This is a genomic window from Hallella faecis (genome assembly GCF_018789675.1).
In the GTDB taxonomy this organism is placed as follows: domain Bacteria; phylum Bacteroidota; class Bacteroidia; order Bacteroidales; family Bacteroidaceae; genus Prevotella; species Prevotella faecis.
Window position 1 is genome coordinate 1 of the sequence record NZ_JAHKBE010000066.1, and the last position, 11,005, is coordinate 11,005.

An 11,005-nucleotide genomic window follows, 5' to 3' on the forward strand; every position below is an offset into this window, starting at 1 on the left:
CGTGACCTCCTGCGTGACAGGCAGGCATTCTAACCAACTGAACTAACGCACCTTAGAGTGTTTCTAACACCTCTCAGTGTCCTTGTTCCTTATTTGCGAGTGCAAAGGTAGCTATATTATTTGTAACCACCAAACATTCTTGCATCTTTTTTCGAAAAAAGTGATGATTAGCATGATTTAGGCATAAACCGGGGCGTTTTGCCAACCCAAGTCACCCATCACTCTACCGGCAATAGCCTTTGATAAAAAATTACATCATGATAATGGTCTCCATCGAAGATCCAATCGCGCAGAACGCCCTCCTTTTCGAAGCCTGCGCCTTCAAACAACCGGATGCTGTAGGGATTGTTTTCGCCTACCAGCGCATACAGTTGATGGAGATGGAGCGTGGCGTGGGCGTACCGAAACATGTGCGCCATGGCGGCGAGACCAAAGCCTTGGTTGCGGTATCGGTCCAGGATGACGATCCCCACCTCGGCCCTTCGGTGTTGCGGATTGAAATTCATCAGGTCGACCATACCTACCGTATCGCCATCCCGATTGCAAATCATCAACCTCACCTGATGGTCCACATAGATGTCGCCCGAAGCGCTGGCTATGTACTCATGGAGGGCATAGCGCGAATAAGGTTTGTTGGTCACTCCGACGCTCCAAAGCGAAACATCGTTTTCCACCTGGTAGAGCAAATCGAGATCCTCGGGTTCGAGGGCACGCAACGAGATGTCGCCGTAAGATACTGTTGGCTTATGTGCTTCCATATTCTTATGGTTTATTGGAAAGCGGGGTTAACCCATGAGAACTTGACTATTGGTAACCAACCTGTTTTCTTCTGGATACCAGAAGGCGATGAGGCTACGCCCCCCGAAGGTGGCGGAGAACCTTCTAAACAGATCGGCATACTGGTGTTGCGACATGTCGAAGACCTGATAAACCGTCTCGGGCACATTCTTCGCGCCACCTCTCTCCTTTGCGCCGCCTCTCTCCTTCCACGAATCGGCGCTTTCGAAAACGGCTTGCAGGCCGTTCTTTTCCACAAGCTGCAAGCAACGGTCCTTGTGGGCGTCGGATGTATGGAACACGAAAAGCGGCTTCTCTTTCACCACGGGCTCAACCAGGTGCATCCTGCAACACCATTTCTCCCATTGCACCCCCATGATGGAACAGGTGGCCTTCAGGTAAATGGCCATCTGGAGGGGTGTGGACATCAATCGGGAGAAATGCCTGAAATGCTTTCGCACGAAGATCAGCATGGCCTTGTAGAAGACCGTCACATATCGGAAACTCGACTTTTGTGTGCTTTCGCCCTTATAATGCAATATTCGGAGAGGGAGATACCAGTTTTCCCATCCTCCCTTCAGGATGCGATAGCTCAGGTCGATATCCTCGCCATACATAAAGAAATCCTCGTCGAGGAGCCCCACCTCATCGAGCGCCCGCTTCCGCATCAGGCAAAACGCGCCACTCATGATTTCGATCCTTGCGGGACGATCCCACGGAAGCCAACTCATGTAATAGCGCGCAAAGCGAAGACTGGTGGGAAAGCGTCTGCACAATCCCGCCATTTTCCAAAACGCCACGGCTGGCGTCGGTATGCCCCGACGGCTCTCCATGGCCTCGGTGCCATCGCTATTCAGCATGCGCACGCCCACTCCTCCCGACTTGGGATGCCCGTCCATGAAGGCCAGGGCCTCCCTGAGAACGTTTTCGCCCACCACGGTGTCGGGGTTGAGAAGCAGCACATACTCGCCTTGGCTTTGCCGAATGGCGAGGTTGTTGGCCTTCGAGAAACCCAGGTTGGTATCCGACGCCACATATCTCACCCAGGGATGAACCTGCTTAAGGTAATCCACCGACCCATCGACGGACGCATTGTCGACCACGATAACCTCAGCGCAGATACCCTTTAGCGCATGTTTCAACGAATGTAAACATTGCGCCAAATAGTATTTCACGTTGTAATTAACAATGACTACTGAGAGCTTCATGGTTCTTTTCTAAATCTTTGAATACAAAAGTGTTACGTCCACCCCTACTCCATATTTTCCTCCGCCTGGCATCTGGCTGCCGAGGGGTAGACGAAAGCCATGGTCAACAAGCCAATGATGGCCATGTAGCCAAAGCTGGGATGAACAAACTGATAATACATGAACACGTTGACCATCATGGGGACGGCCAACAGGCACAGGCGGATGGACCGCCAAACGGGCAACTGCTTAGAAGGGTTCTTGCGGATGGCCTTGTCGACCCATTTCAGGCGAAAGAGCCTGAGGGCCAAGGGAATCAGGACGATGGTGACCAGTTCCATGACCAGCGCGCAATAATACTCCAACTGCTTATCGCCAATATAGCCGCCTTCTATCAAGGCACCACTCTCGAAACAGGCCACCATCGCGCCACAGATGGCGATGGGTGCCCAAAATGTCAATTTCAATCTTCTGAGATGATTCATAACATGAGTCGTTAAATCGCAATCGGCCCCATGGACCGATAGGGTTTCCGTTGCGCCCTCAATCCATGAGCGTGCGGTTAACAATCGACCGTCCCAACGTCACCTCGTCGGTGTATTCCAAGTCGTTTCCAACCGAAATGCCACGGGCGATCATGGTAACTTTCACATGGAGCGGTGCCAACTGCCGGTGAATATAAAAATTGGTGGTGTCGCCTTCCATGGTGGAGCTGAGCGCCAAGATAATTTCCTTCACGTCGTCGTTATCCTTGACACGCTGAACCAACGACTCGATCTGCAAGTCGCCAGGCCCCACACCATCCATCGGCGAGATAACGCCTCCCAACACGTGGTACAGGCCATTATACTGCTGGGTGTTCTCTATGGCCATCACGTCCTGCACATTCTCGACGACACAAATCGTCGATCGGTCGCGCCGGGCATCGGCGCATATCGGGCACACGTCGTCGTCGCTGATGTTATGGCACACGCTACAATACTTAATGTCCTTCCTAACGTGCAGCACGGCATCGGCGAAGGCCTCCGCCTCGCCCACGGGTTGGCGCAACACATGCAACACCAGGCGCAAGGCGGTCTTCCGCCCTATGCCTGGCAGTTTGCTGAATTCTCCAACGGCTTTCTCCAGAAGAACAGACGGGTATGTTTCCACGGCTTAGAGATAAACGCCGAATCCGATCTTGAAACCGATGGTGCTATAATCAGAGTGGTTCTTGAAACTCTGCTGATAATAGATGCTCGGCTCGATGGTTACCGTGCGACTGATGAAGTAGGCGTAGCCCACCTCCACACCAGGCATGACATCGTTGTAGCTGTGGAAGCCATGGATAAACTTGCAGTTGGCTCCCAGGAAGATGCCGTTCTGCACAATGTAATAGCGGCCGCCAACGCCTGCCGAGAGCAGGTCGCCGGCATCGCTCTTCCCCTCGTGGTTGTAGGCTGCCTCGCCGAAGACCATGAGGTTGTCGTCGACCATGTAACCGGCCTTGGCTTGCACGCCCAGGCTCAAGTCGCCAATGCCGCTATAGTTGAGGTTCAAACCGGTGAGCGACGCTCCCACATACGTCTTATCCTTTTCAAACTGCGCACTCGCTGTAACCGAGATAAGGAGTGCAGCCAATAGCAAAATTGTTTTTCTCATATTTCACATAATTTAATTATACATACCTTTGTTAGGCCCATCATTTCCACTCACCCCTGTGGCCTCATGCGCGCATGGTCTTGCCATACCATGCGAAGAAACACACGCAAGCCGCCACCAGGATCACCACGCTACCCGTATAGCCTATCGTTGCGCCCAATCCCAATGCCATGGGCGACACCAACAGGAAGGTGCCACACACCACAGTCATGAACACGGCCGGCACGAGCGTGAGGACAAACGATTTCTTCTCCTGCACCAGGTAAACCGTTATGGCCCAAAGGGTGAACACGGAAAGCGTTTGGTTTGACCATCCGAACCATTGCCAGATGGTGTTGAACCCGTCGGGGTTGCCTATCTGCCAAGCCAGCAACGCTATGGCAGCCACAAACATGGGCACGGCGATGGAGAAGCGCTTCGCCACCGATTTCTGGCTAACGCCCAACGCGTCGGCGATGATCAGGCGCGCCGAGCGGAAGGCGGTGTCGCCACTGGTGATGGGAGCGGCCACCACGCCAAACACGGCCAGCACGCCTCCAAACACGCCCAGCCATCCGGTGCACACCTTTTCCACCACATTGGGTGCGTTAAAAAACTGCACCAGCGTCTTTCCGCCATCGGCCTGCGCCAAGAAGGCGTTGGCCACATCGGGACCAACCACCTCGCGCCATCCTCCATAATAGAAGAAATACATCGACACCGTGGCCCATATCAGCGCCACGATGCCCTCCGTGACCATGGAGCCGTAGAAGATGCGACGGCCCTTAAACTCCGAGTCGAGGCACCGAGCCATCAGAGGGCTCTGGGTGGCGTGGAACCCGGATATGGCGCCGCAGGCTATGGTGAGGAACAGGCAAGGGAACAACGGGTTCTTCGCCGCGAACGACGTGGCGCCCAGCAACGAGGCGGGGGTGTTGCGGTTCATAGCCTCCGCCCCGCTCCACAGCTCAGGGATGGCAGGCATCTTTATGAACAGGCACACCATCAAGGCCACAGCCATGAACAGCAGGGCGAAGGCGAAGATGGGGTAAAACTTGCCGATGATCTTGTCGATGGGGAGCAAGGTGGCCAACATGTAATAAACAAAGATGACGGAAACCCACCCCATGGTGCTCCACCCAAAGTCTTTGAGGATGAGCGCCGGACTATACACGAAGACCACGCCCACCATCATGAGCAAGAACACCGAGAACACGAGCATCACCCGCTTGGCGTTCTGGCCCAAATAACAGCCCACGAGCTCGGGCAGGTTGGCGCCGTGGTGGCGCACGCTGAGCATGCCCGAGAAGTAATCGTGGACAGCGCCCGCGAAGATGCACCCAAGCACAATCCACAAGTAAGCCACCGGACCATACCACGCGCCCATGATGGCGCCAAAGATCGGGCCGGTGCCCGCTATGTTCAGAAATTGGATCATAAACACCTTCCAACCGGGCAGCACCATGTAATCTACGCCGTCGGCGTTAGCAACGGCTGGTGTGGGCCGGTCGTCGGGGGCAAACACATGTTCAACAAACTTGCCATAGAGCAAGTAGCCAACAACAAGTGCCAATAATGAAATAGCAAACGAAATCATCTCTGACATTAAGTTTAAAACTATTGCAAAAGTAACGTTAATTTTTGGAATAACGAAAATAATATGTACCTTTGTCATCAAAAATAAACCAAAAATGCATAAATTTTCTTTCCTCACATACATCCTGCTTTTGCTGGCCTTGCAGGCAAAGGCTGTAGTGCTCCCCCCTTACTCCGACTTCAACCACATGCAGAGCCCCAAGCATGAGGTGCGTGCCGTGTGGCTCACCACCATCGGCGGGCTCGACTGGCCCCATTCCTACGCCCAGAGCAAGAACAGCATTGCCAAGCAGCAGGCCGAGCTCTGCACATTACTCGACCAGTATGCCAAGGCGGGCATCAACACGGTGCTCATACAGACACGTATCCGCGGAACCGTCATCTACCCATCGGCCTACGAGCCTTGGGATGGTTGCCTGAGTGGGTTCCCTGGCACAAGTCCCGGCTACGACGCCCTGAAATTTGCCATCGACGAGTGCCACAAGCGGGGCATGGAGCTGCACGCATGGGTGGTGACGCTGCCCATGGGCAAATGGAACAAGTTGGGATGCAGGAAGTTGCACGCGAAATACCCGGGCCTCATCAAGAAGATTGGCCCCGACGGCTACATGGACCCCGAGAACCCACGCACCGCCACCTACCTGGCCGACATCTGCGAGGAGATCACGCGCAACTATGACGTCGACGGCATACACCTCGACTACATACGCTACCCTGAGACGTGGAAGATGCGGGTCTCCGCAAGCCGTGGGCGCCAAAACATCACATCCATCGTGCGTAACATTCACGACAAGGTGAAGCGGCTGAAGCCCTGGGTGAAGATGAGCTGCTCGCCCATCGGCAAGTTCGACGACCTGAGCCGTTATTGGAGCCACGGCTGGAACGCCTACACGAAGGTGTGCCAGGACGCGCAGGGCTGGTTGCGCGACGGTCTGATGGACGAACTGTTCCCGATGATGTATTTCCGCAACGACCAGTTCTTCCCTTTCGCCATCGACTGGGCGGAGCAGAGCCACGGCAAGATCGTGGCGCCGGGCTTGGGCATCTATTTCCTCGACCCCAAGGAGGGCAAATGGAACGTCGCCGACGTTACGCGCGAGATGGAGGTGCTCAGGCAGTATGGACTGGGGCACGCCTTTTTCAGGGGCCGTTTCTTCACCGACAACATCCAGGGCATCTACGATTTCGCCAAGCGGTTTAACGCCTCGCTGGCCTTGGTGCCGCCCATGACATGGCAAAGCGCATCGGCTCCCAACGCTCCCACCGCCATCGAGGTATGCAGCGACGGACTGGCCTGGGAGGGCGACACACCTTATTATAATGTGTATTCCAGTAGGACGTGGCCCGTCGACACCCACGCCGCCGAGAACCTCATAGCCATCCGGCGCGCGGCCCACTCGCTGAAGGTCAACACCCACGACCGCTTCTTCGCCGTAACGGCCATGGACCGCTACGGCAACGAGAGCCGTCCCCTGCAGAGCCATGAGGAGCGCGCGCAGCCCACGGCGGCCACACAGATGCTGGCGTGCGACGGCACGTGGCTGCAGTTGCCCGCCAAGCCCTCTACGCTCGACGCCGACATGGTGGCGTGCGAGACCGTCGAGGGCACGGTGGTGTGCACGGGTCCCTACGCCCACCGCCTCAACGTAGCGCGATTGGCCGAGGGCACCTACATCCTCCGGTCGCTCAACCGCAAGGGCGTGAGCCATCGGTTGGGCCACTTCCAAGTGCGCCGGCGCCTTTAGGCGACCGCCAGCGCGCCATGCCCATCATCAGAATCATCAACCCCAATAAAACCCGATTACACCATGAATATGCTCGAATTATCTGAGGCGCGCTTCTCGGCCCGCAAGTTTACCGACGAGCCCGTGAGCGACGCCGACCTCCACTACGTTTTGGAGTGTGCGCGATTGGCGCCATCGGCCGTCAACCGCCAGCCGTGGAAGCTGGTTGTGGTGCGCAGCCCCGAGGCTCGCCAGCAACTGTGGAGCGCTTACGACCGCGAGTGGTTCCGAACAGCCCCGCTCTACATCGTTTGCATGCGCAACAACCAAGCGTGCTGGACACGCCGTTACGACGACAAGCCACATGGCGACATCGATGTGGCCATTGCCACGGAGCACCTGTGCCTTGCCGCCACCGAACGGGGGTTGGGCACATGCTGGGTGTGCAACTACGACCCCGCCGTGGTGCGCAACCTGTTCCCGTCTGCCGATTATGAGGCCGTGGCCATCATTCCCATGGGCCATGTGGCCGCCGACTGCCCACGCGCAGAGAAGAAACGCAAACCCCTGGAGGAGATCGTTGAGGAGCGGTAAGCCCTCCCCGCTCCCCGCCAACTTATCATCGCAACCCCAACTATCCAAGCTACGCCAACGGGTGGGCTTGGACATCTTGGGGTTGCAAGCCCTGAGGCCAACGCCGTGGCGGTGGGCTTATGGGTGCTGGAACCATGGCAACCACCTTAAAGTGAAAAAGTGGAAAGTTTCTATGGCTTGCTTCTAACCTTGTGCTCCTACGAAGAATTTAACGGACTATTGCGGTTGCTTTTCAGCAAATTGTTTAACTTTGCAAGAGGAAAGGGGGAAGACCGCTTCCTGCGTGTATGAAAAGCATGACAGGACTCCCCAACCAGCGTAACAATCTAAAAACAGAACCTATGGAAACCTTCAAGCTCATCGTGAAATGGGTACTGATCATCGGTGCCATCATCCTCTTCGACCGAGCCTGCTCGCCGCGCGACATCAGCAAGATGCCGCCACGCATGGTGCTCATCGAGAGCTACAGCATGTACAACCCCGCCGGTATAAAGTCTGCATACCATAAGTTCGACTCGCTGAGGGCAAACGCTCCCTTTGCGCAGAGGAGCGACAGCCTGGAAGCCTCCGCAGAAGCCGACACCGCCAAGGCCGATACTTCAAAGGCGACGATGCAGCAGAAGATCGCGTACTACACGCAGGGCTTCAGGTGCTTCACCTATAGAGAGACGGTAGCACTGAGCCTGCCGATAGTACTGGTTGTGTTTCTGCTGCTCATTATGGCGAGCTTCTACAAGATGAGGAGCAAGAAGACCAGAGTGAAACTCTCGCATAGAGCAAAGGGTATAGACGCTAACGGGAGGAACCAAGCATGAGTGAATACAGAAAGAATGCGGTGCGCACACTCACTGCCGCACAGATGCAGGAGTTCCGCAAAAAAGCAAACGCACTGTGCGACGCAGAGAAGAACTACAAGGGGAAACGCTTTGGCGACACACTGGAGGTGGTGGAAGCCTACGATGCGCCCATCTATATGGCCATGCTCAAGGCACAGCGCGACAGACGCACGCTGTACTTCTCGGAGCCTGCACCCACCAGCACCTACCACTACCCCACGGTGGTGCACTTCAGTCAGGTGGATGTCGCCGGCATGGCACCCTTCCCCACACGCTTCACCAACATGGAGACGAAGATAGATATTCCCCACTCCAGCGAGACCATCACCTGCAAGCACTGTGGCGGCGAAGGCACCGTGACCTGCCGCCACTGCAGCGGCAAGGGCAAGGTGACCGTGGAGGAACGATGCACATCGTGCTATGGCCGGGGCTACAACACCGCCACCAGACGAGAAGTGCGCTATGTGCGTAATCCCGACGGGAGAACCGTACCGGAGGTCACACACGTGCCGATAAGAGAGACCTGCACACGGTGTGGCGGAAGCGGCAAGATAGCACACGAGGAGCTATGCCCCACCTGCCACGGCTCCAGGCGAGTGACCTGCTCGGTGTGCAACGGCTCGGGACGACTGGAGAGGCACATGGTGATGCGGCATGAGCAGTATGTGGATATAAGCAAGCGCTACATCACACCCGACATACTGTCATCCAACGACAAACGGGAGCTGGAACAGACACTCAACAAAATGAGCGGGGAATGGAGTGTGCGCAACAGCTATGACATCCAGGGCACGGCATTCGACAGCTGTGAGGGACTGGCCCTGCCCGTGGTAGGAGGCATCGTGAGAGACGTAACAGCACGCCAAGGCTCGTCAAATGGCAACAGACTGTGCTTCAGCACGCTATACGTAGCAGAATGTAGCTGCACAGCCATCAGATACCGCTTCGAAAGAAAGGAATACACTGCCGTCATCTATGGCGGAACGGATACGCTCTTTGTGGCCACCTCGCCCATCTCGGACTACTTCAACGAACTGCGGGACAGCATCGAAAAGAGCGCCGAGAGTACCGATTACGGCCAATCGTGGAAAAAGCTGAAGCAACTGGTGGAATCGAGCCAGGCCACCAACGAGGACCGCCACACACTGCAAAGACTGGAGCGGAGACTGGAGGAGACGGCCATGGTGGGGCACTTCACGGGACTGGTGATAGCCATGGTGCTTCTCTTCCCACCGCTCAACTGTTATCTGGCATATTTCAACATCGTGGCTCCCTGGACCGACCTCATCTACCACTACGCCTATCCGGCATGGGCAGACAGCACAGTGCGAGCCCTGGTGGGACTGGGTCTGTCCTTCTGGATAATAAAGGACGGGATGCTGCTGAGCAAATTTACCTGGCAACACGAGTCGGGAGCCGCCCGCTTCTGGCTGGGGCTGGCCAACGGAATAGCGGCTATGTTGATCTGCACACTGCTGATTTGCATAGCAAACTATCTGGGCCTCATCCAGCTGCTCATTGCGTTCATCATATTGATTCTGGGCCTCATCTCCTTCCTCATATCGATAGTTATCGCTATCGTCATGGCGGTGACCCGTATCTTTTAACCTACATCGGTCATTAGGATTTCTCTGTGTCGTACGGCAAAGAGAAATCCTTTAACCCAAAACGGTCATTAGATTTCAATTCTTGTTAGTGTTTGTTTCGAGCAGGTTGCGACATTCTCGTTGAAGCCATAGCGGGCTATGGCGAAACGCGAATGGAAGCAAGATGCCGAAAGAAACGCTGACAAGAGTTGGAAAGAAGCTATAAAATCATAATAACTCACCTATTTCGGTCTAATGACGACCGATTTGGGTTTAATTATCCCCATATAGACAAGAATGCTTGTTGCGTTTTTAGTGATCTGGCCAAATATAGTATATGCTTGTCTTTTGTTCTCCTCAGATAGGCTGGTGTCGATATCAACCCGAATGCGACATGTGGCAACGACCTTAAAGTGAAAAAGTGAAAAAGTGCCGAACGCAAAAACGCCGATTGCATCCCTGCAACGGGTGGACGGCGAATTTCTTCGATAAAAATTTGCAATCCGTGAGTTTTTGTGTACCTTTGCGTATCACACTATCTTAAACCAAAATCGACATAAAACATGAGAAACGGAATGAAAGTCCTAATCAGCTTATTATTTGTAGCCATCGCAGGTCTATTGATTACAACCACAGTCATCAACATGCGGCAAGTTTCGACGCCAGCGTCGAAGGGCGATGTCGTTATGTTTGAAAAGCCTCGCGGTGTTGTTCCTGGCAAATCATTTCGTGTAACGGAGGTGCTGCCCAATGGCAACGCTTTGGCGATGGGGTGTGAAGAAGAAAGCGGGAATTGCATCCCGGAAGTTCTCTTTGTTGGCAATAAGAGCATGCCTTATTATGACGGGCAAATAATAAGTGTGCCTAAGGGTAAGGTTGCAAAACAAACGGGAACGCTCCGCTATGGGTCACGAAACAACATGAAGACTGTGCCCATTGTAAAAATAATGGCAGAGTAAAGGTTCTTCCATTAAGCCCAAATGCAGTCATTAGATTTCAATTCTTAAATCATAATCACTCACGAGGGTGTGCATTCTATGTTTCTACGCAAGAAAAACTTGAAGTTTTTTTGCTGTTCTTTTGAA

11 protein-coding genes are annotated in these 11,005 nt (G+C 54.6%); 5 read left to right on the plus strand and 6 right to left on the minus strand.

Features of this window, described 5'->3' with window-relative positions; translation table 11 throughout:
• Positions 1–218 precede the first annotated feature (218 nt).
• The 6 genes from KM934_RS11410 to KM934_RS11435 all read right to left on the minus strand — a co-directional run bounded on the left by KM934_RS11410 (position 219) and on the right by KM934_RS11435 (position 5,181).
• On the minus strand, positions 219–758 hold the full coding sequence (locus KM934_RS11410) for a GNAT family N-acetyltransferase (RefSeq protein WP_215760728.1): 540 nt from the start codon (positions 756–758) through the stop codon (positions 219–221).
• 27 nt (positions 759–785) lie between these two features.
• Complete coding sequence (locus KM934_RS11415) at positions 786–1,985, minus strand: glycosyltransferase family 2 protein (RefSeq protein ID WP_215760729.1); 1,200 nt, start codon at positions 1,983–1,985, stop codon at positions 786–788.
• Positions 1,986–2,029: 44 nt separating this feature from the next.
• Positions 2,030–2,431 carry a hypothetical protein gene (locus KM934_RS11420; RefSeq protein ID WP_215760730.1) on the minus strand — a complete coding sequence of 134 codons (402 nt, stop codon included), beginning with the start codon at positions 2,429–2,431 and terminating at the stop codon, positions 2,030–2,032.
• A gap of 76 nt (positions 2,432–2,507) precedes the next feature.
• The gene (gene recR / locus KM934_RS11425; protein ID WP_215760731.1) at positions 2,508–3,116 is read right to left on the minus strand and encodes a recombination mediator RecR; all 609 of its coding nucleotides are present in this window, start codon (positions 3,114–3,116) and stop codon (positions 2,508–2,510) included.
• 3 nt (positions 3,117–3,119) lie between these two features.
• Positions 3,120–3,605 carry an outer membrane beta-barrel protein gene (locus tag KM934_RS11430; RefSeq protein WP_215760732.1) on the minus strand — a complete coding sequence of 162 codons (486 nt, stop codon included), beginning with the start codon at positions 3,603–3,605 and terminating at the stop codon, positions 3,120–3,122.
• A 64-nt stretch (positions 3,606–3,669) separates the two neighbouring features.
• Entirely contained in the window at positions 3,670–5,181 is a 1,512-nt protein-coding gene (locus KM934_RS11435) for a carbon starvation CstA family protein (RefSeq protein ID WP_215760738.1), read from the minus strand.
• A 94-nt stretch (positions 5,182–5,275) separates the two neighbouring features.
• Between KM934_RS11435 and KM934_RS11440 the strand changes: the two genes are divergently transcribed.
• The 5 genes from KM934_RS11440 to KM934_RS11460 all read left to right on the plus strand — a co-directional run bounded on the left by KM934_RS11440 (position 5,276) and on the right by KM934_RS11460 (position 10,879).
• Positions 5,276–6,925: a glycoside hydrolase family 10 protein gene (locus KM934_RS11440; protein ID WP_215760733.1), complete on the plus strand. Its 1,650-nt coding sequence runs from the start codon at positions 5,276–5,278 to the stop codon at positions 6,923–6,925.
• A 63-nt stretch (positions 6,926–6,988) separates the two neighbouring features.
• Positions 6,989–7,498 (plus strand): nitroreductase family protein, encoded by a 510-nt coding sequence (locus KM934_RS11445; protein ID WP_215760734.1) that lies wholly within the window; start codon positions 6,989–6,991, stop codon positions 7,496–7,498.
• Between the two features lie 341 nt (positions 7,499–7,839).
• Complete coding sequence (locus KM934_RS11450; protein WP_215760735.1) at positions 7,840–8,313, plus strand: hypothetical protein; 474 nt, start codon at positions 7,840–7,842, stop codon at positions 8,311–8,313.
• Positions 8,310–9,941: a hypothetical protein gene (locus tag KM934_RS11455; RefSeq protein ID WP_215760736.1), complete on the plus strand. Its 1,632-nt coding sequence runs from the start codon at positions 8,310–8,312 to the stop codon at positions 9,939–9,941. Before KM934_RS11450 ends, KM934_RS11455 begins: the two co-directional genes overlap by 4 nt.
• Before the next feature lie 554 nt (positions 9,942–10,495).
• Entirely contained in the window at positions 10,496–10,879 is a 384-nt protein-coding gene (locus KM934_RS11460; RefSeq protein ID WP_215760737.1) for a hypothetical protein, read from the plus strand.
• Positions 10,880–11,005: the final 126 nt, after the last annotated feature.